A 19084-nucleotide genomic window follows, 5' to 3' on the forward strand; every position below is an offset into this window, starting at 1 on the left:
CTGTTCGCCACCGGGCGCGTTCCCAACTCGGGGGGACTGGGGCTGGAGGAGGTGGGGGTGGTGCTGGATGCGCGCGGCGCGGTGGTGGTGGACGAGTGGTCCCGCACCTCGGTGGAGAGCCTCTACGCGGTGGGCGATATCACCGACCGCATCAACCTCACGCCGGTGGCCATCGCGGAGGGGCGCGCCCTGGCGGAGACGCTCTTCAACGACAACCCGACGCAGATGGACCACACCGACGTGCCGTCGGCCGTATTCAGTCAGCCGCCCGTGGCCTCCGTGGGACTGACGGAGGTGGAGGCGCGGGAGCGCCATGGGAAGCTGGACGTCTACGTCACCAGCTTCCGCCCAATGAAGCACACCCTGAGCGGGCGCAACGAGCGCACCATGATGAAGGTGGTGGTGGAGCGCGAGTCCAACCGCGTGCTCGGCTGTCACATGGTGGGGACGGACGCACCGGAGATCATCCAGGGGCTGGCGGTGGCGGTGAAGTGTGGCGTCACCAAGAAGCAGCTCGACGCCACCGTGGGCATCCACCCCACCGCGGCCGAGGAGTTCGTCACCCTGCGAGACAAGCGTCCGGACCCCGACGAGCGCATGGCGGCGGAGCTGGGGCATGATGCGGGGGCGCCCACCCGGCGCTGAGGCCCGCCTTGGTGCGGGTCAGGGCGGCGCTCGTCCCGCCGTCCCAGGGCGGCTTTCGCACCGATTCGAGAGGTGACGACCCCATGAGTGATTCATCGACGGAGCCCTCCTCCCCAGGCGGCGCGCGCATCCGGGGCCTGGAACAGGTGGACCGGTTGTCGGTGCCGCTGCCCCACGGCACCGAGGTGACGACGCGCGTGGAGCGCCTGGCCTCCGGAGGCCGCCGCATCCCGCAGGGCGTGGTGGGCCGCGTGGTCCGCGCGCATGACGGCGGCTTCGACGTGCAGATTGTCGGCGTGGGGGAGGTGTGGTTCGCGCGGGATGAGCTGGTGCCCCGGCGCCCGGGGCAGGTGCAGTTCGCCCAGCGCCGCGAGGCGGCGTGGAGCGCGCTGACGCCGTGTGTGGTGCTGGAGACGCGCGTGGGCAGCCATGCCTGGGGGCTGGCCGACGAGCGCTCGGACGTGGATGTGCGCGGCGTGTTCGCGCTGCCTCTCCCTTGGAGATTTGGACTGGTCGAAGCGCCCAGGGACTTGGTGAGCGCGGACGGCAGCACCACGTACTGGGAGGTCCACAAGGCGGTGGAGCAGGCGCTCCGCGCGGACCCGAACACGCTGGAGACGCTCTTCGTGCCGGGCGCGAAGGCGTTGGACCCGGTGGGCGCGTGGCTCTTGGAGGAGCGCGACGCCTTCGTGTCGAAGGCCCTGTTCGGCAGCTTCGGGCGCTACGCCATGAGCCAGCTCGACAAGCTCACGCGCAGCCAGCGGCTGGCGGAGCATCGGGACCTGCTGCTCGAATGGCTGTGCGAGGAGCCCGCGCCGGACCTGGACGAGGTGGCGCGCCGGCTGTCGGCCGTGTCGCCTCGCGAGGCGCCGTCGGCGCACGATGCGCTGCTGGCGGCGAAGACGTACGTGAAGCAGCTCTACCGCTCGCTCTGGGACCAGGGGCTGCTGGCGGCCAACGACTTCAAGGCGCTCACCGCCTATGCGCGAAGTGGCGGCCAGCGGCCTCCCTCCGCGCGCGAGCTGCGCCCGAAGAACGCCTACAACCTGCTGCGACTGGTGGCCACGGCGACAGGGTGGCTGCGCGAGGGGGCGCCCGTCTTCGAGGCCTCCGGCCCACTGAAGGCGCGGCTGCTCGACATCAAGGCGGGCCGCGTGCCGCTGGAGGACGTGCTGCGGGACGCGGAGGCGCTGGCGCCGGACCTGGAGGCAGCACACCGGGAGAGCCGTCTGCCGGAGCATCCGGACTACGAACGCGCGGACCGGTTGCTGCGGCGCGTGGGCGAGGAGTTGGCGCGGCGCTGGGTGCTGAAGGAGCCCGGGCCGCTAGGACGTGACGCGCCGGAGGCCCCGGCCATGGCGTGGAGGGATTCGGAATGAAGGGCACCTTGACGGAACATCAACGGGCCATGGCGGACCGCGTGCTGGACGAGGAGTCCCGGCACCGCGCGCATCTGGTCGTCTCCCTGTCCGGAGCGCACGCCTATGGCTTCCCCTCGCCGGACAGCGACCTGGACCTGAAGTCCATCCACGTCGCGCGGACCGCGGCGCTGCTGACGCTGCAGCCCGTACACGTCCCCACGGAGCGGCTGGAGGTGCTGGAGGGCGTGGAGGTGGACTACTCGTCCAACGAACTGCTGCCGGTGCTCCAGGGCATCCTGCAAGGCAATGGGAACTACCTGGAGCGGGTGCTGGGGGCCATCCCCCTGCGCGTGTCTCCGGAGCTGGAGTCGCTGCGTCCGCTGGTGCGCGCGGTGCTGTCGCGCAAGCTGCACCGCCACTACAACGGCTTTGCCCAGGGACAGCTGCGCGAGTGGGAGAAGAGTGGGTTCCGTTCAGCGAAGCGGCTGCTCTACGTGCTGCGCACCACGCTGACGGGGACCCATGCGCTGCGGACCGGCGAGGTGGAGACGGACGTCACGGAGCTGCTGTCGCGGTACGGCTTCGCGGAGGCCCATGCCCTGGTGGAGCAGAAGCTGCGCGGGGAGAAGAGCGAGCTCCCGGAGGCACTGAGCGAGCGGTGGCGCGGCGAGGTGTCGCGCGCGTTCGAGGTGCTCGAAGTCGCGCGGGCGGACTCGGTGCTTCCCGAGTCACCGCCCGCCGAGGCCGTGGCCGCGTTGGAGGCGTGGATGCTGGACCTGCGGCGGAGGAACTTCGGGGGACACCCGCTATAGCAAGTCCAAGCGCTGCTCGCGGTCCCAGACCACCTGGTGGCCGCGCTTGAAGTACCAGACGCGGTGCCAGGGAATCTCGCCGTCCGGGACGAAGGCCGCGAACGGCATCTCCTCGCGCGTCTCACCATGGGCGTCGTAGCCGATGGTGAACTCGCGGGGGTCGAACCGCGGGTCCCACTGGATGCGGTGGTAGACCTCGCGGCTGGTCGTGAAGCGTTCATCGGACATGACGGGCTCGCGTGAAGCGGGGAGGGGAGACGCGCCTGCCCTCATGACATGATGGCATGGCGCGCCGCACCCGACGCCCCACCGAGGGGCCGCCTGACGTGTCGTCCCTAGGACGGACTCACGCCCGCCACCAGATAGAAGCGGAACTCGCCCGAGTTGACGCTGTAGGCCGCGTCTACGCCCACCAGGGGCAGCACGATGTTGCGCAGGTACAGCCGCAGGCCGGCGCCCACGCCCTGGGCCACCGTGGCGTTCCCCAGCCCGCCCGCCGCGTCCGGCAGGTAGCTGCGCACCACGCGCCCGTGGACGTCCCGCAGCTCCCGGTCCCCGGGCAGCTTGCGCCACATCATCATCCCCGTGTCGGAGAAGGCGACGCCGCGGAAGGACAGCGGGTTCACCGTGAAGAGGGGGAAGTGGTACTCGGCGGTGAAGGACAGGCGCGTGTCACCCCGGAACTGCCGGTAGACGAAGCCGCGCAGGGAGTTGCCGCCCATGACGAGCTCTTGATGGAACGGCAGGTCCACGCCGGCCACGGCCTCGCCGCGCAGCACCAGGTTGTGTTCACCCACCAGTCGCAAGCCATGGCGGTACAGCAGGCCGAAGCGCTCGTAGCGGAAGTCGCTGCCGACGCCGGGAGTGGAGCGCTCATAGGAGGCCTCCAGGTTGAGGCCCTCCATCACCGCGTGCAGGTTCTGCCGCGTGTCGATGCCCACCATCAGCCGCAGGGACGCGTCCTGCTGCGACGGGCCCAGGGAGAAGGCGGGCGTCGTCACCTCCTCGGTGGAGTCGGGGGACTTCGCGTCGATGGACATCAGCCGGTACTTGGCCGCCGCGCGCACGCGCTCGAACAGCAGGAAGCCCAGCTCTCCGGCGATGGACGCGGAGTTCATCCGCGTCCGCCGCACCACCTCCGGGCGCCGCTGGCCGGAGCCGGGCAGGTACTCGTCCACCCGGTCGCTGCGAAGCTGGCCTTCCAGGCTGAAGCGGAGCTGGGGCAGCCCGAAGAGGTTCGGGTCCAGGAAGCCCGCGAAGAGTCCGCTCTCCGCCGTGCTCACCTGGGCCGCTGTCGCGAACTTCTTGCTGCGGCCCCAGAGGTTGTTCTCCGCGTACAGCACGCCGCCGCCGACGTTGTCGGATTGCAACACGAAGGTGGGCGCCACCACCCAGGACGCCTTGTCCTCCACCTCCAGAATCAGCCGCACCCGGCCGGGCCCGGACGGCTCGTAGTGGACCTTCACCTCCTGGAAGAGGCCCGTGGCGACCAGCCGCCGCTCGACCGTGGCCAGGTCCTCGAGCGCGAGCGGGTCTCCTTCCCCCACGCGCGCGTAGGCGCGCACCGTGTCCGGCTGGGTCTTCTTCGGGCCGCGGACCACCACTTCCTCGACGACCGGGTCTGACTCCGTGATTTGCGCCGGTGCCTGGGGCGCCAGGAGGCTCAGCCCCAGCGCCGCGCATCGAACCCACACGCGTCTGCTCATTGCTCGTTGCACGTCCGTGAAAGGGGCTGCCGGCCAGCGCCCGCGAGGCACAATCTACCTCCAGTTTCGTCCCGGGAGGTGCTCCTCGCGCCATGCCCGTCTGCTATGCCAGTGCGCATGCTCTCCTTCATCCGCCAGCTCCGGCGTCGGCGCCTGCTTCGCCGCCCCTTTCCGGAGGCCTGGCTGGGCTACCTTGACGCGCGCGTGCCCTTCTTCCGCACCCTCTCCCCGGAGCTGCGGCAGCCCTTCCTGGACAAGCTCAAGGTGTTCGCGTGGGAGAAGGAGTTCATCGGCGCCGGCGGACTGGAGGTCACCGAGGAGATGCGCGTGGTCATCTCCGCCACCGCGGTGCAGCTCGTGGTGCACCTGGGCCTGTCGTATTACGACCGGCTGCGGGAGGTCATCGTCTATCCCGGCGCCTTCCGCATCCCGGACCGCACGGGCGGGGTGCTGGGCGAGGCGAAGAACTGGGGCTCCGTCATCCTCTCGTGGGAGTCGGTGCTCGCGGGGCTGCGCAACCCGGACGACGGCCACGACACCGCCACACATGAGTTCGCCCACGTGTTGGACCGGGCCGACGGCGCCTTTGATGGCACGCCCAACCTGCGCGCGTATTCGCATTACCGGGCCTGGAGCGCGGTGATGAGCGAGCACTTCCACAAGCTTCAGCAGGGCCAGCGGCGGGAACGGCAGGTCCTGGATGACTATGGTGGGCTCAACGAGGCCGAGTTCTTCGCGGTGGCCACCGAATCGTTTTTCGAGAAACCCCGGCAAATGCGGGAGAAGACGCCGGAGCTCTATGAGGAGCTGAAGCGCTTCTACGGGTGGGATCCCGCGGCTGGCGCCTGAACGTCCGAGCGCGAACGTCCCGGCTGTGCTACGCGGCGGCCTGGATGTTCATCTCCTGGAGTGGAATCCATGGCCTCAGCCACCAGTCCGTCCGCATCCATGTTCATCGACCTGGAACGGGAGTCCTGGCGTGCGCTGCGTGCCGCCACGCCGCTGCCGCTGGAGTCCGCGGAGATTGATGGACTGCGGGGCCTGGGAGAGCACCTGGACCTGGATGAGGTGGTGGACGTCTACCTGCCCTTGTCCCGGTTGCTGAACCTGCAGGTGGCCGCGGCGCAGCGGCTGTGGGCGGAGCAGCAAGCCTTCCTGGGCGGCTCGGCGCAGAAGGTGCCGTACATCATCGCCATCGCCGGGAGCGTGGCGGTGGGCAAGAGCACGACGGCGCGCATCCTCCAGGCGCTGCTGAAGCGGTGGCCGGACCACCCGCGCGTGGAGTTGGTGACGACGGACGGGTTCCTCTTCCCCAACGGGGTCCTCACCGAGCGCGACCTGATGAAGCGCAAGGGCTTCCCGGAGAGCTATGACCGGCGCGGTCTGGTGCGCTTCCTGGCGGAGCTGAAGGCCGGCCGCGCGGAGGTGGCGGCGCCGGTGTATTCGCACCTCGTCTACGACGTGGTGCCCGGTGAGGCGCAGGTAGTCCGCCAGCCCGACATCCTCATCCTGGAAGGGCTCAACGTCCTCCAGGCCGGGGCGCAGGAGGGCAAGCAGATGCCGGCGACGTTCCTCTCCGACTTCTTCGACTTCTCCATCTACGTGGACGCGCACGAGCACGACATCCGCCGCTGGTACGTGGACCGATTCCTCAAGCTGCAGCAGACGGCGTTCCGCGACGAGCGCAGCTACTTCCGCCGCTTCTCCGAGCTGAACCACGAGCAGGCGCTTCAGCTCGCCGAGTCGGTGTGGGGCGAAATCAACGGGCCCAACCTGGCCCAGAACATCGCGCCCACCCGCTCTCGCGCGCGCCTCATCCTCCTCAAGGGCCCCGACCACAAGGTGAAGCGGGTGAGGCTGCGCAAGCTGTAGCCGCGCTTCAGAAGCGCAGGCGGTAGTGGAGCGCCTTGGGCCGCGTCAGGGCGTCAAAGCCCAGCGCGCTCAGCGTCACGCCGCGCCCGGAGTCCTTCACGCCGCTCCAGGGCAGCGCGGGGTCCAGCGCGTCGCAGCGGTTCATGTAGACGGTGCCCGCTTCCAGTTGCCGCGCCAGCCGGTCCGCGCGCTCCCGGTCGGACGTCCACACGCTCGCGGTGAGGCCCAGCCGCGAGGCATTCATCAGCGCCAGGGCCTCCTCATCCGAGTCCACCGGCGCGATGGGCAGCAGCGGCCCGAAGGACTCCTCGCGCATCAGCCGCGCCTGGGGGCTCACGTCGCGGAGCAGGGTAGGCTCGAAGAACCGGCCCCGTCCCCCCACCTGTGTCGCGCGGCCACCGGTGACGAGCCGCGCGCCCAAACTCGTTGCGTCCTGGACGAAGGCCTGCAGCTCGGCGGGGTGCCAGGGCTGGGCGATGGGGCCCATCGTCGTCCGCTCGGACTCCGGGTCGCCCAGCACGTAGGCGCGCACGAGCGGCTCCGCGGCGGCGACGAAGCGCTCGTACAGCGAGCGGTGCACGTACACCCGCTCCACGGCGCAGCAGCTCTGCCCCGCGTTGTACATGGCGCCGTCGACGATGTTCTCCACCGCCTTGTCGAAGTCACAGTCCGGCGCGACGTAGGCCGGGTCGTTGCCTCCCAGCTCCAGGCCAATGTGCAGGAAGCGCTCGCGCGCGGCCGCCTGCAGCTTGTGGCCGCCGAGCACCGAGCCGGTGAACAGCACGTGGTCCACGCGCGCGTCACCGACGAGCTGCTCCGTCCCCGGGTAGTCCAGGAAGATGGCCTGCACCGCGCCATCGGGCGCGCCGGCTTCGGCGAAGGCGCGCGCGAAGTGGCCACCGCACAGGGGCGTGCGCGGCGAGTGCTTCACGATGACCGCGTTGCCCGCGAGCACTGCGGGCGCGATGGCATTCACCGCGGTGAGGAGCGGGTAGTTCCACGCGGGCAGGTCCAGCACCACGCCCAGCGGCTCCTTCGCGACTCTCCGCTCGAAGCCGTCCTTGGGCGGCAGGACGAGGTCCGCGAGGGAGTCCTCGGCGATGGCGGCCATGTGGCGCAGGCGTCCCGCCATGCCGCCCACCTCGCCCCGCGCCTGGGACAGCGGCTTGCCCATCTGCCGGGTGATGTCCCGTGCGATGGCTTCGGTGTTCTTCTCCATCACCTCGCACGCGCGCAGCACCCGCTTCACGCGCTCCGCCACACTCATGGCGCGCAGCGCGCGCGACGCGGCGCGGGCCCGCTCCAGCACGCTGTCCAGCTCCGCGGGTGACGTGGGCTCGACGGAAGCGGCGACGTCGCCGGTGAAGGGATTGTCGACGAGGTGGGGGCGCTGGCTCATGGACTCGCAGGAAAGCCATGGACGCGCATCGCGTCATGGGCCCGCGAAGTCGCGGGCCGCCCGGGCCGCCCCGGCGCGTGCGGTACGTGACAGATGGCGTCCGGGAAGTGTTGTCGGCCCATCGCCCGCCGGCTTCAGGCGTCGGGTGGGGACGCCACGCAGAGGGTGCCATCCTCGAGCCCGGCGATGCGCTGGCGGAGCAACTGCTCCAGCTCCGGCGAGCCCTCTTCCTCGATGAACTCCAGGGCCCGATGTTCCGCCTGCCGCGCCTCTTCGCACGCGCCGCTGCCGGCCAGGGCCATGGCCAGCGTGTCCAGGGCGTTGGGGCTCCACGGCGCGAGCGACACCGCCCAGCGCGCCAGCGGCAGGGCCTCCGTGTGGCGGCCCTGGGTGACCAACATCCACGCCAGCTCTCGCGCCGCATAGGCGTTGCGCGGGTCCAGCCGCAAGGCCTCGCGATAGGCGGCCTCGCGCTCCTCCTTCGCGGTGGGCTCATTCCGCAGCGCCGCGCCCAGCAGTTGCCAGGCCTCGCTCGCGTGAGGGTGGGCCTCCACGGCGCTCCGGCCAATGGCCACGTGTTCGTGCGCGGGCGCGCTGCGCAGCTTCACCGACAGCGCCAGGAGTCCGGTGGGATTCAGCCGGAGCGCCTCGTCTAGCTCGTCCTTCGCCACCTTCCGGCGGTTGGTGATGAAGGGCTCCCGGTGGGCCAGGTGTGCCCCCAGGGCGGCGAGCTTCGAGCGGATGGCATGGACCTGCGCATCATCGAGGGGTTCCTCGATGAACGCGGTCCCTGAGGGTGGCACGGAGACGGTGCGCTGCACGAAGCGGCGGTTGCGCAGGTATGCGTAGAGCACGCTGTCGAGCGAGGGGGACGTCAGCTCGGGCAGCGCCCGCGCGAGTGCCTGCGCGGGGGCGACTCCCTGGTTGAGCAACGCCAGGTATTCGGCGAAGGGTTGGGGCCGCTCATTCAGCAGCCAATGCACCAGCAGCCAGCTCCCCGCGTAGTTCGCGCCGACTTCCTTGTCCTGCTCGCGCGCCTCCAGGGTTCGGTCCCACTGGAGGACCCGCTGAATTGTCCAACCTCGTGCCAATCCCCTCCTGACGCCGTCGAGCCAGGACGTCATTAGCGCGATGGCCGTCCAGTGCGGAACGCCGACGACCGCCGTCTGTCCATCCTCGGAAAGGCGCAGCGTCTCCAGGTACTCGGCCAGGCCTTCGGACAACCAGCGAGGCTGACGGGAGAGCGGATAGGCACTCAGGTGGTGGGCCAGTTCGTGGTTCAGCGGGGATGAGGACGCCAGGGACATGCCGGAGAAGGTCCGCTCCCACATGTCGGGCCGTCCCGACAGGACGATGAGCGCCTCGCTGTCGGAGCGGAAGAAGAAGGCGCGCACGCGGCGTGGGTAGAGTCCTTCGAACTCGCGCGGGTCCTGGAGCACGTAGACGTCCAGCTTCGTCATCTGCTGGCTCAGGGCCTGCGGCCACATCGACGTGAGGATGGCGGCCCGGGTCCGTTCCAAGGTCCGCATGGCCTCGCGTGCCTCTTCGGAGGCAAGGTCTGTGTGCAGCGTGTAGTGGTCGCTGTCCAGGCGCAGCCAGGGCCGGCCGCCTTCGCCCGGACACGTGGTGAAGCGCGGGCCCACGACGCACGCGAGCTGGGTGGTGGAGAGCAGGGCGAGCAGTGCCCCCATCGCGAGGCCGTGGCGCAAGTCGGGTCGTCTCCTCGGCCGGGGCGCGGTCCCCGGCGCACGGCCAGTGTAACGTCTGCCGACCCGGCACATAGCGGCGGGCGTCGGCCGTGGCCCGGCGTCAGCGCGTCCCGCGAGCGGGGCGCACCATGTCGATGTGGGGGATGCCGTCCTCGTCGTAGACGTCCCCTTGCGTCTGGAAGCCGAAGCCTTCGTAGAAGCGCTGGAGGTAGTGCTGGGCCCCGATGTGGATGGCGGCCTGTGGGTACAGGCTGTCCAGCCGGGCAATGCCACGCGCCACCAGCTCGCGCCCCAGCCCCTGGGCCCGTGCGCGGGGCGACGTCACCACGCGGCCCAGGCTGCTCTCCTGGGGGTACTTCACACCGGGAGGCAGCACCCTCAAGTACGCGGCGAGCAGCCGGGCGCCCTGCGACTCCGTGTGGAGCAGCAGGTGCTCCGCGCTCCGGTCGAACCCGTCCACGTCCTGGTAGATGGAGCGCTGCTCCACCACGAAGACCTCCTGTCGCAGGGCGAGCACGTCGTACAGCTCGTCGAGGGACAGCGCTTGGTAGGACTTCCATTGCCAGCTCCGCATGAGGAGGGCGTCTAGCACGGGTAAGCGTGTGGGGCCTCCCTCGGCGGACACCCGGCGCGCGTCTCATCCTTCATTGCTACGTTCGGCGTCGTGACGACGAAGGACGCCGCGCCTGGAAGCCGCTCACGCCGCGTGGTGGCCGTCACCGTGGCGACGCTGCTCGCCGCAGGACTCGCGGAACTCGCCCGCCTGCCCGCCGGGGCGCTGCTGGGGGCGATGGTGGTGTCGATTGCCGCGTCGCTGACGCTGTCCGTGCACGCCCCGGTGTCGCGCCGGGGGCTGCTGGTGGCGCAGTCGGTGCTGGGGGGCGCGCTGTGTTCGTCCTTCTCGCCGGAGGCCTGGAGCGCGCTCGCGGCCAACTGGGCCGTGTCACTGGGCGCAGTGGTGGGCGTGGTGGCCGTGGCGCAGGGCGTGGCGTGGGTGTGCGCGAGGCTGGGCCACCTGGACCCGCGCACCGCGACCTTGGGGCTGATGCCGGGGGGCGCGTCCGCGATGGTGGCGCTGAGTGACGAGCTGGGCGCGGACGCGCGGCTGGTGACGCTCTTCCAGTACATGCGCCTGTGCGTCGTGATTCTCGTGGCCGTGGCGGTGGGGCGGTGGGCGGGGGACACGCCGGACGTGGCCGTGGCCCGCGCGGCGGACCTTTCCGGCTCTCCGCCTCCGCAGTGGGCCTGGCTGACGACGGCGGCGGTGTCCGCCGTGGGCAGTGTCCTGGGGCTGCGCTTGAAGCTGCCGGCCGGTGCCTTCCTGGGGCCCGTGTTGCTGGGCATTCCCCTCACGGTGTTGGGCCTGCCGGTGGGCGCGTGGCCCCCGGGCCTCCTGCCATTGGCCTTGTGGGTGCTGGGCGTGCGCGTGGGCAGCCAGTTCGATGCCTCGGCGGTGCAGGAGCTGAAGCGCGTTGCCCACGTCGCGCTGGCGGCCTCGGTGGCGATGGTGGCGGGGTGTCTGCTGCTCGCGTGGAGTTGGTCCGCCGCTGCGGGCGTGGACCTGATCACCACCTACTTCGCGACGTCTCCAGGCGGCGCCGACTCCGTGCTCGCCATCGCGCTGGGCACGCGTGCCACGTTGTCCGTGGTGCTGGCGGTCCAGGTGGGACGGGTGCTCTTGATCTTCCTCGTCGCGCCGACATTTCTGCGCAGGCTGTCCCCCGCCCGGGACACCTGAGCACCCCGCTGGACAGGCTGGCAGGCGTGCGTTCCCGAGCCAGCGGGGGCAGGCGTGCGTCTGGCGAGGGCGGACATCCGGCGCTGCCGAGGGCGGGCGGTTAATATGCAGGCCGCGATGACTGCCCCGCACGATGCCCTGCCTGTCCCCAGCCTCGCTCCGAGCATGGAGGCGCTGGTCTCATTGCTCACGCGCCGCAGTACGGTGGTGCTCACCGGGGCGGGTTGCAGCACCGAGTCAGGCATCCCTGACTATCGGGGGCCTGGGACGCGGGCGCGGGCGCGCAACCCCATCCAGCATCGCGAGTTCCTCACGCGTCCCGAGGTCCGGGCGCGCTACTGGGCGCGAAGCCTGATGGGCTGGCCGCGCTTCTCCTCGGCCCGGCCCAACGCGGCGCACGCGGCGCTGGCGGAGCTGGAGCAGGCGGGCCACGTCAGAGGCCTCATCACCCAGAACGTGGACCGGCTGCACCACGCCGCGGGCAGCTCGCGGGTGATTGAGCTGCATGGCGCGCTGGCCCAGGTCCGCTGCCTGGCGTGCGGCGCTCAGGAGGCGCGCGACGGGTTGCAGGCGCGGCTGCTGTCGCTCAACCCTGGCTTCTCTCATGCGGTGCTGGAGCTGCGCCCGGACGGTGACGCGGACCTGACCTCCGAGCAGCTGTCATCCTTCCAGGTCCCGGCGTGCCTGGTGTGCGGTGGCACGCTCAAGCCGGACGTCGTCTTCTTCGGCGACAACGTGCCGGTTCCCACCGTGGCGTCGGCGTTCGGTCTGTTGGAGGAAGGCGACGCGCTGCTGGTGGTGGGCTCTTCGCTGGCCATCTTCTCCGGCTACCGCTTCCTGGTGCGCGCGTCCGAGCGCCGCATGCCCATCGCCATCCTCAACCTGGGGGAGTGCCGGGGCGTGGAGCTCGCGGACGTGCACCTGGAGGCCCGGGCGGGGGATGCGCTCCCCCGGCTCGCGGCGGCCCTGGCCCGGAGCTGACGCGCCGCGCGGCTGTCACCACACGTCGTAGACCTTGCGGACCGGACTCCCTCCTCGCTCGATGTCGAGCTCGAGGTGCGGCGCGCCCCGCAGCAGCGTGAATGCCTCCAGGGCCCTGTCGGGCGTGTCGAGCGAGACGCCATTGATGCGCCGGAGCACGTCACCAGACTGGATGCCGAGCTGTTCGTAGAGGGAGCCCTTCTTGATGGAGAAGACCTTGAAGCCCTGAGGCTTGCCGTCGCGGAAGGCCGGCACCACACGGGCCTGGGTGAGCAGGCCGTCCATATTGGCAAGCGCGTCTTCGACAGCGCGGCGGGACACCTCATAGGTGTGCTCACCCACCGTGCGGACACCGGTCTGCACGGGCGCGACGTTCGCCAGGACAGGCGCGGGTGAGGCGCCGCCATGGCGGTCGGCGCGGATGAACTCCTCCCGGCCGTCCACCAGGAAGGTGATGCGCTCGCGCTCGATGGAGACGACGCGGGCGCCCTGCAGGGCGTCACCGGTCATCACGCTGCGGATGCGCTTCGCGTCGAGGTCCTCGAGCGAGGCGAGCGACCACTTCGAGTCATGCGCCACCAGGGTGCCAAGCAGCTTCAGCCGCAGGGAGGTGTTCATGGCCGCGCTGCCACCGGAGGGAGCGGCCTCCTCCGGTGATTTGTCGAAAGTCAGTCCCGTGAGCTTTGCCAGACGACTGCCTTCCAGTGCCGTGCGGGGGCGTGAGGCAGCCTCTTCCGACAAGGCCTGCTCATCCCGCATGCCTGGGATGCGTGGAGAGAATGCGAACTCCACGAACAGGTTGGATGTGCTCGCCAGGAGCAGCATGGCGAGTGCGATGAATGTCGTGGTGACGAGCCAGAAGTACTTCCGGAGTGGGGTGGCCATGGCCGAGTGCCTTTGCGTTCGGGAGTGACGCGCGGCCCTTGAGCAAGCACGAGGCCAGGGCCTGCGCGAGGCCGCGCTTACTCTGAGGGCCTTGCCCGCACGGGACTCACCCAGCCAGCGCTGTCACGGAGGCGCGACGTGTGTGTGACAGGCTGTCACGGCGCCCGTTGACAGAAGGGGCATGCGTTGCGCGGTGCGTCGCATGTTGTTGGGTGTTCATGTAAATCAACAGCGATGGCGGATGGGGTGTCCTGTCAGGTTTGACAATTTCGTTGCCAGTGTTTGTCTGGGGATGAGGCAACTTCACTTCATCACGGCCGAGAATCGTGAATATCCCCCCGCCCGACGCCGCATCGGGTGACGAAAGGTTTTGGCCTTGAAGACCCATTCCGTTCGCAGTGGCGACACGCTGAGCTCGCTGGCGCGCAAGTACAACACGTCCGTCTCCGCGCTGGCCCAGGCCAACAACATCGCTGACCCGAACAAGATTCGCGCGGGCCAGAAGCTGTCCATTCCGGACACGTTCGAGAGCGCGCCCACCCGGGGTGGTGGCACCACGGGTTCTGGCACGGCGACTCCGGCGAGCGGTGACGACTTCACCCCCGCGGCGACGACGACGCGCGCCGCCAACGGTCAGGTTCGCGACGACGACGGCCGGCAGTTCCCCACGTCCCGTGACGGCACGCCGCTCTACAAGCAGGGCGACGCGCAGTGGGGCTCGCGCCGGCTTGGCACCAGCTCGAGCCTGTCCGCGGCGGGCTGCGCCATGACGGCCACCGCGATGGCGGTGAGCAAGATCACCGGGAAGACCATCAACCCCGGGGAGATGGACGCGCACCTGGACCGCAACAACGGCTACTCGGGCAACGCGCTCAAGTGGGGCTCGGCGGCGGCCATGGGCGGCCTGGGCGCCGCGAAGCAGGCGTGGAACCTGAACACCATCAACAAGCAGATTGACGCGGGCCGACCGGTGGTCGTGGGTGTGGACTACAGGGCGGGCAGCGGCGGTGGCGCGAACGGCACCGACCACTGGATCACCATCACCGGCCGCGGCACGCAGAACGGCAAGCCCGTCTACTACGCGAACGATCCGGCCACGGGGAAGGAGATCACCCTCAACGTCCAGGGCAGCCGTCTGTCGGGCGGCCCCCAGGGCTACAAGACGACGGGTGAGCTGGTGACCTTCTCGGGTGGCAACCCGCGTCCGGGCAACACGAACGGCGGTGGTGGCACGGGCGGCGTGGGCTCCCAGCCGCCGCCGACCTCGGGCGGCTCGGTGAAGGGCATGAAGCTGCCCGCGGGTGACCTGGAGAAGGGCGCGAGCGGCCCCGCCGTGAAGCAGCTCCAGCAGGCGTTGGTGAAGGGCGGCTACATGACCCAGGCCGAGATGAACACGGGCCCGGGCGTCTTCGGTCCGCGCACGGAGTCGGCGCTCAAGGAGTTCCAGGCCGCCAACAACGTGAAGAACACGGGCTACTACGGTCCGCTGACGCGCGCGGCGTTCTCGAAGCTGGGTGCCACCGTGGCCAGCGGCGCCGGCGCCACCAGCGGCACGGGCGGTACGCAGGGCACGGGCAACGCGAGCCCCGCGAAGGGCAACAACGACCTGAGCGGCTTCTCGTCGAACAAGTACGACAACCTCATCAACGAGATGTCGCAGAAGTACAACGTGCCCGCGCGCCTTATCAAGGCGGTCATCCAGCAGGAGTCCACCTTCAACCCGAACGCGAAGTCGGGCGCGGGCGCGGTGGGCCTGATGCAGCTCATGCCGGCCACCGCGCGCGAGCTGGGCGTCACCAACCGCACGGACCCGCGCCAGAGCATCGAGGGCGGCACCAAGTACCTCTCTCAGCAGCTCAAGCGCTTCAACGGTGACGTGCGGCTGGCGCTCGCCGCCTACAACGCGGGCGCGGGCAACGTGAACAAGTACGGCGGCGTGCCTCCGTTCAAGGAGACGCAGGACTACGTGCGGAAGATCACCGGCTGGTACAACGGCGCCGGCCCCGCGTAGCGCACCGCGACGCGCCGCGACTTCGGCCCGGTTCCCTTCGTGGGCGCCGGGCCGTCGTCTTTCCGGCGCTCATCAGGGCGTGGGCCAGAAGGCGGGCGCGTAGACGTCCGGCACGGACACCACGCGCTGCTGCGTCTTCGGGTCCCAGACGGTGGCCGCCGCATAGCCGCCGTAGGACATGACGAGCAGGAGCCCCCGGTCGAACTGGAAGCCCAGGTATGCGTCCGGCTCCGTGAGGTCCTTCAAGGACAGGCGCTGGTCTCCACGGGCCCAGAGCAGGGGCTGGCCGAGCACGCGCATGGGGCCCTCCTGGCGTGCCCGGTAGTAGAGCGTGCCGCCGGGGCCGGGCAGCTCCATCCACCAGCCCGCTCCCTCGCTCACCGGCGTCTGGGCATCCAGCTCCTTCGCCAGGGCCGGCGCGGTCTTACTGCCAGGAAGCCGGGTGGGCAGTGAGGCCGTCCACGTCGGCGTGAGGGTCGCCGCCGCTTCAAGCAGGCCGTGCTCGGAAGGCGTGTCCTCCTGGAAGCGTGCCGCCTTGATTTCGATGCGCTGCCAGCCGCCATCCTCCAGGCGATACGCCATGGCCAGCCCCGGCACGCCCTTGCCCTTCGGAACGGGGAAGCTCTCGCCCTCGAAGGTGAGGGGGCCCTTCGATTCGGAGGCCAGGACGACGAGCGCCACCGGCCGGCCCCGCGCGTCGAAGCCGACGCGCGACACGTAAGGCTCGTTGGGGTTTCCGGCGCTGTTTCCTCCGGGCAGGGACTTCAGGTCCAGCGGCTGCCCGGACTTCGCGGCGACGTCCACGCGCCAGGCGCGAGGCACCTCCCCTTCGCCCGAGGGCCACGTGAAGAGGAGTCCCTGCTTGCCATCCGGACTCCAGGACACCGAGGACCTGTCGCAATAGGCGTCGAAGCGGAAGACACGGGTGGCCGCGCCCTTCAAGGGCTGGCGCATCCATTCGCAGTGTTCGGCGTCTTCGGTGGGTTTGAGGTAGCCGAGCTCCGGCTGTGCCTCGGCGGGGGGCGGAGCGGGCTTGGGCGGAGGTGCGGCCGCGGCCTCCGCGCGGGGCGCTGCCGCGGGAGCCGGGGGCGCGGCCGGCGTGTCCTCTTTGTTGGACTGACAGCCCAGGAGGGCGACGGCGGCGAGCAGGGCGGAAGGGGGGCGGAACCGATGCATGGAATACCTCGGCGGAGCGGGCCTTCGATTGGGGGGGAGATTGTGCACGGCTCGGAAGCCACGGAACAGGACAGATGCCGCGATAGGCTCCGCGCCATCATGCCGAGCCCCACCGAGTCCGCCGCGCACGCTCGCCGCTTCCATGCCGAGTCCCTGTTCGACATCCATCGGCATTTGCTGGCGTCGCTCGGTGCCGGGCCCGTCACCATCGAGGTGCCAGACCCGGACCTGGGCAGGGGCTGCTACCCCGGCGAGCGCGTGGGGCCGTCTGGCGCGCTGCTCCATCGGCCCCTGCGCAGTTGGTGCGACCTGGCGGAGGGGCTCGCGTGCCGGCTGCTCACGCCCCGCGCGGTGGACGCGACGCACATCGCGCTGACCTTCGAGCGGCTGGGGGCCGAGGCGCCGTGGCACGCGGGAGGCATGGCGGAGGAGGCGGTGTCACCGCAAGAGCGCTACGGCGCGGCCTCCGCATTCGCTCGCCTGCGCAAGCTGGAGGATGCGGGCTTCTTGTTGCCGTGGCTCGAAGCGCTCGGGCGCATCCGGTTGCCGGCGTCCGCTCGCGTGCTCGACCTGGGCGTCAATCGCGGGGATGAGCTGGCGGCGTTCGCGTGGCTCGAAGAGCGCCCGGACGTGCGCTTCGTGGGGGTGGACCACAGCGCCAGCGCCCTTGAAGAGGCGCGCGCTCGCTTCCCCGATGCGCGGCACCGCTTCGTCGTCGCCGACCTCAACGCGCTGCCGGAGGACCTGGGGCGCTTCCACCTGGTGGTGTCCGTGGGCACGTTGCAGAGCCCCGGCGTGGATGACCATGCGCTGCTGCGCAAGCTCGTGCAAGAGCACCTGGAGCCGCGCTCGGCGCTGCTGCTGGGTTTTCCCAACTCCCGCTTCCGGGATGGCGAGGTCGTCTATGGCGCGCGGGTGCGGAACCTGCGCGAGCCCGACCTGTCGCTGCTGGTGAAGGACCTGTCCTTCTACCGCCGTTACCTGCACCAGCACGGCTTCCGCACCTTCCTGAGCGGCAAGTACGACCTGCTCCTCACGGCGGTGCGGGACGCGGGCGGCTGAGCACGGCTCGCCGCCCGCGCTGGCTCAGGACGGCCGAGCCTGGGCGGACGGGCTGGGGACGTGGCCCGCGCGCACCACGAAGTCACCGAAGCCTTCACCGGGATGTCGCTCGCGCGCGTAGCCTTCGAACAGTGGCTCCAGCGCGGCGAGGATGGCGTCCTCGTCGATGTTCTCCCGGTAGAGGCGGTTGAGGCGCTGGCCTCGCGCGTCGCCGCCCAGGTGCAGGTTGTAGCGACCGGGCGCCTTGCCCACGAGCCCCACCTCCGCCAGGTACGGCCTCGCACACCCATTGGGGCACCCGGTGATGCGGAGCAGCAGGTTGGCGTCCTGCAGCCCGTGCGCCCGCAGCCGGTCCTCCAGCCGTCCCACGAAGGCGGGCAGGTAGCGCTCCGCCTCCGCCATGGCGAGCCCGCACGTCGGCAGCGCCACGCAGGCCAGCGCGTTGCGCCGCACGGGGCTGGCGCTGCGGAAGCTGTCCAGCGCGTGCGTCGTCACCAGCGCGTCGATGGCCGCGCGGGCCTCGGGCGTCACACCGGCGATGACGAGGTTCTGATTCGCCGTGAGGCGGAAGTCCCCGGTGTGGATGCGCGCGATTTCCCGCAGGCCCGTCAGGTGCGTGGCGCCGGGCCGGTCCGCCACGCGGCCGCTGTCCAGGTGCAGCGTCAGGTGCCACTGGCCGTCATGGCCTTCCGTCCAACCGAAGCGGTCTCCGTTGTGCTCGAAGGCGAACGGGCGCGCTGGCTGGAGCACGAAGCCGAGCCGCTTCTCCAGCTCCGCCGTGAACCAGGGCACACCTCGCTCCTCCAGGACGTACTTCAGGCGCGCGTGCTTGCGGTTGGCGCGGTCCCCAAAGTCGCGATGAATCTTCACCACCTCCTCGGCGACGGCGAGCGTCTGCTCCGGCGGGATGAAGCCGACGACGTCCGCCAGCCGGGGATAGGTGGCCGCGTCACCATGCGTGGCGCCCATGCCGCCGCCCACGGAGACGTTGAAGCCCACGAGCGCGTCGCCCTCGATGATGGCGATGAAGCCCAGGTCCTGCGCGAAGACATCCACGTCGTTGAGGGGCGGAACGGCCACGGCGGCCTTGAACTTCCGGGGCAGGTAGGTGGGGCCGTAGATGGGCTCCTCCTCACCGCCGGCCACCTTCTCCTTCCCCAGCCAGATTTCGTAGTAGGCGCGCGTCTTCGGCAGCAGGTGCTCGGAGAGGCGCACCGCCCACTGGTACACCGTCTCGTGAACGCGCGAGTCCACCGGGTTGGGGTTGCACAGCACGTTGCGGTTCACATCGCCGCAGGCGGCCAGCGTGTCCATCATCGCGTCGTTGATGCGGGCGATGGTGGGCCGGAGGTCGTCCTTGATGATGCCGTGCAGTTGGAAGGCCTGCCGCGTGGTGATGCGCAGCGTGTGGTTGGCGTGCTCGCGCGCCAGGGCGTCCATCGCCAGCCACTGGGCCGGCGTGCACACGCCCCCAGGCAGGCGGGTGCGGAGCATGAAGCTGTAGTCGGGCTCCAGCTTCTGCTGACGCCGCTCCTCGCGCAGGTCGCGGTCGTCCTGCTGATAGCTGCCGTGGAACTTGATGAGGCTGGTGTCCGGCGTGGCGAGGCCGCCCGTCACCGGGTCCTCCAGGCTCTCCGCCAGACTTCCCCGGAGCAGTCGGCTCTGGGTCTTGATGTGCTCCACTTCGGAGAGCGGCTTGGGCTGAGGGCTCATGTCGTTGCTCGCAA

General features: G+C 70.3%; 17 protein-coding genes. 9 read left to right on the top strand and 8 right to left on the bottom strand.

The features are described from left to right. From HV824_RS07950 to HV824_RS07960, 3 genes are all read left to right on the top strand, one after another. A partial coding sequence (locus HV824_RS07950; RefSeq protein ID WP_176423004.1) for an FAD-dependent oxidoreductase occupies positions 1-645 on the top strand: 645 nt, incomplete at its 5' end. Between the two features lie 83 nt (positions 646-728). Then, positions 729-2024 (top strand): nucleotidyltransferase domain-containing protein, encoded by a 1296-nt coding sequence (locus HV824_RS07955; RefSeq protein ID WP_176415997.1) that lies wholly within the window; start codon positions 729-731, stop codon positions 2022-2024. Next, on the top strand, positions 2021-2818 hold the full coding sequence (locus tag HV824_RS07960; RefSeq protein WP_176415998.1) for a nucleotidyltransferase domain-containing protein: 798 nt from the start codon (positions 2021-2023) through the stop codon (positions 2816-2818). The genes HV824_RS07955 and HV824_RS07960 overlap by 4 nt, the downstream gene beginning before the upstream one ends. Here HV824_RS07960 and HV824_RS07965 read toward each other — a convergent pair. Together HV824_RS07965 and HV824_RS07970 are read right to left on the bottom strand one after the other, a co-directional pair. Then, positions 2813-3046 carry a DUF504 domain-containing protein gene (locus HV824_RS07965; protein ID WP_176415999.1) on the bottom strand — a complete coding sequence of 78 codons (234 nt, stop codon included), beginning with the start codon at positions 3044-3046 and terminating at the stop codon, positions 2813-2815. The two genes, HV824_RS07960 and HV824_RS07965, sit on opposite strands and share 6 nt — an antisense overlap. Before the next feature lie 107 nt (positions 3047-3153). Beyond that, a complete protein-coding gene (locus HV824_RS07970; RefSeq protein WP_176416000.1) occupies positions 3154-4524 on the bottom strand; it encodes a BamA/TamA family outer membrane protein in 1371 nt (456 codons plus the stop codon). Between the two features lie 117 nt (positions 4525-4641). Between HV824_RS07970 and HV824_RS07975 the strand changes: the two genes are divergently transcribed. After that, a complete protein-coding gene (locus tag HV824_RS07975) occupies positions 4642-5373 on the top strand; it encodes a M90 family metallopeptidase (protein ID WP_176416001.1) in 732 nt (243 codons plus the stop codon). A 69-nt stretch (positions 5374-5442) separates the two neighbouring features. Beyond that, positions 5443-6396, top strand: a complete 954-nt coding sequence (gene coaA, locus HV824_RS07980) for a type I pantothenate kinase (protein WP_176416002.1) — start codon at positions 5443-5445, stop codon at positions 6394-6396. 7 nt (positions 6397-6403) lie between these two features. Here coaA and HV824_RS07985 read toward each other — a convergent pair whose 3' ends face one another. The 3 genes from HV824_RS07985 to HV824_RS07995 all read right to left on the bottom strand — a co-directional run bounded on the left by HV824_RS07985 (position 6404) and on the right by HV824_RS07995 (position 10078). After that, on the bottom strand, positions 6404-7795 hold the full coding sequence (locus HV824_RS07985; protein WP_176416003.1) for an aldehyde dehydrogenase family protein: 1392 nt from the start codon (positions 7793-7795) through the stop codon (positions 6404-6406). A 134-nt stretch (positions 7796-7929) separates the two neighbouring features. Further along, positions 7930-9504: a DUF1570 domain-containing protein gene (locus HV824_RS07990; RefSeq protein ID WP_176423005.1), complete on the bottom strand. Its 1575-nt coding sequence runs from the start codon at positions 9502-9504 to the stop codon at positions 7930-7932. Between the two features lie 100 nt (positions 9505-9604). Next, positions 9605-10078, bottom strand: coding sequence for a GNAT family N-acetyltransferase (locus HV824_RS07995; protein WP_176423006.1), 474 nt, complete (start codon positions 10076-10078; stop codon positions 9605-9607). A 90-nt stretch (positions 10079-10168) separates the two neighbouring features. On the opposite strand from HV824_RS07995, the gene HV824_RS08000 reads away from it, so the two are divergent. After that, entirely contained in the window at positions 10169-11242 is a 1074-nt protein-coding gene (locus HV824_RS08000; RefSeq protein ID WP_176423007.1) for an AbrB family transcriptional regulator, read from the top strand. A 117-nt stretch (positions 11243-11359) separates the two neighbouring features. Continuing rightward, complete coding sequence (locus tag HV824_RS08005) at positions 11360-12223, top strand: NAD-dependent protein deacetylase (protein WP_176416007.1); 864 nt, start codon at positions 11360-11362, stop codon at positions 12221-12223. A gap of 15 nt (positions 12224-12238) precedes the next feature. On the opposite strand, the gene gspC is transcribed toward HV824_RS08005, so the two are convergent. Further along, entirely contained in the window at positions 12239-13108 is an 870-nt protein-coding gene (gspC, locus tag HV824_RS08010; protein WP_176423008.1) for a type II secretion system protein GspC, read from the bottom strand. 376 nt (positions 13109-13484) lie between these two features. On the opposite strand from gspC, the gene HV824_RS08015 reads away from it, so the two are divergent. Beyond that, positions 13485-15119, top strand: a complete 1635-nt coding sequence (locus HV824_RS08015; protein WP_255207851.1) for a transglycosylase SLT domain-containing protein — start codon at positions 13485-13487, stop codon at positions 15117-15119. Positions 15120-15191: 72 nt separating this feature from the next. Here HV824_RS08015 and HV824_RS08020 read toward each other — a convergent pair whose 3' ends face one another. Further along, positions 15192-16295 carry a hypothetical protein gene (locus HV824_RS08020; RefSeq protein WP_176423010.1) on the bottom strand — a complete coding sequence of 368 codons (1104 nt, stop codon included), beginning with the start codon at positions 16293-16295 and terminating at the stop codon, positions 15192-15194. 99 nt (positions 16296-16394) lie between these two features. Here HV824_RS08020 and HV824_RS08025 point away from each other — a divergent pair, with 99 nt between their 5' ends. After that, entirely contained in the window at positions 16395-17357 is a 963-nt protein-coding gene (locus HV824_RS08025; RefSeq protein ID WP_176423011.1) for a trans-aconitate 2-methyltransferase, read from the top strand. A 24-nt stretch (positions 17358-17381) separates the two neighbouring features. On the opposite strand, the gene cysI is transcribed toward HV824_RS08025, so the two are convergent. Next, positions 17382-19070 (bottom strand): assimilatory sulfite reductase (NADPH) hemoprotein subunit, encoded by a 1689-nt coding sequence (cysI, locus tag HV824_RS08030; protein ID WP_176423012.1) that lies wholly within the window; start codon positions 19068-19070, stop codon positions 17382-17384. Positions 19071-19084 lie beyond the last annotated feature (14 nt).

Origin of the sequence: Myxococcus sp. AM009, from assembly GCF_013372605.1 — a bacterium.
GTDB classification, from domain to species: domain Bacteria; phylum Myxococcota; class Myxococcia; order Myxococcales; family Myxococcaceae; genus Myxococcus; species Myxococcus vastator.

Bases quoted from the DNA above. Each gene is read 5' to 3' on its own strand.
- HV824_RS07955 (WP_176415997.1), top strand. From the start codon at position 729: ATGAGTGATTCATCGACGGAGCCCTCCTCCCCAGGCGGCGCGCGCATC.
- HV824_RS07960 (WP_176415998.1), top strand. From the start codon at position 2,021: ATGAAGGGCACCTTGACGGAACATCAACGGGCCATGGCGGACCGCGTG.
- HV824_RS07965 (WP_176415999.1), bottom strand. From the start codon at position 3,046: ATGTCCGATGAACGCTTCACGACCAGCCGCGAGGTCTACCACCGCATC.
- HV824_RS07970 (WP_176416000.1), bottom strand. From the start codon at position 4,524: ATGAGCAGACGCGTGTGGGTTCGATGCGCGGCGCTGGGGCTGAGCCTC.
- HV824_RS07975 (WP_176416001.1), top strand. From the start codon at position 4,642: ATGCTCTCCTTCATCCGCCAGCTCCGGCGTCGGCGCCTGCTTCGCCGC.
- coaA (WP_176416002.1), top strand. From the start codon at position 5,443: ATGGCCTCAGCCACCAGTCCGTCCGCATCCATGTTCATCGACCTGGAA.
- HV824_RS07985 (WP_176416003.1), bottom strand. From the start codon at position 7,795: ATGAGCCAGCGCCCCCACCTCGTCGACAATCCCTTCACCGGCGACGTC.
- HV824_RS07995 (WP_176423006.1), bottom strand. From the start codon at position 10,078: ATGCGGAGCTGGCAATGGAAGTCCTACCAAGCGCTGTCCCTCGACGAG.
- HV824_RS08005 (WP_176416007.1), top strand. From the start codon at position 11,360: ATGACTGCCCCGCACGATGCCCTGCCTGTCCCCAGCCTCGCTCCGAGC.
- gspC (WP_176423008.1), bottom strand. From the start codon at position 13,108: ATGGCCACCCCACTCCGGAAGTACTTCTGGCTCGTCACCACGACATTC.
- HV824_RS08020 (WP_176423010.1), bottom strand. From the start codon at position 16,295: ATGCATCGGTTCCGCCCCCCTTCCGCCCTGCTCGCCGCCGTCGCCCTC.
- HV824_RS08025 (WP_176423011.1), top strand. From the start codon at position 16,395: ATGCCGAGCCCCACCGAGTCCGCCGCGCACGCTCGCCGCTTCCATGCC.
- cysI (WP_176423012.1), bottom strand. From the start codon at position 19,070: ATGAGCCCTCAGCCCAAGCCGCTCTCCGAAGTGGAGCACATCAAGACC.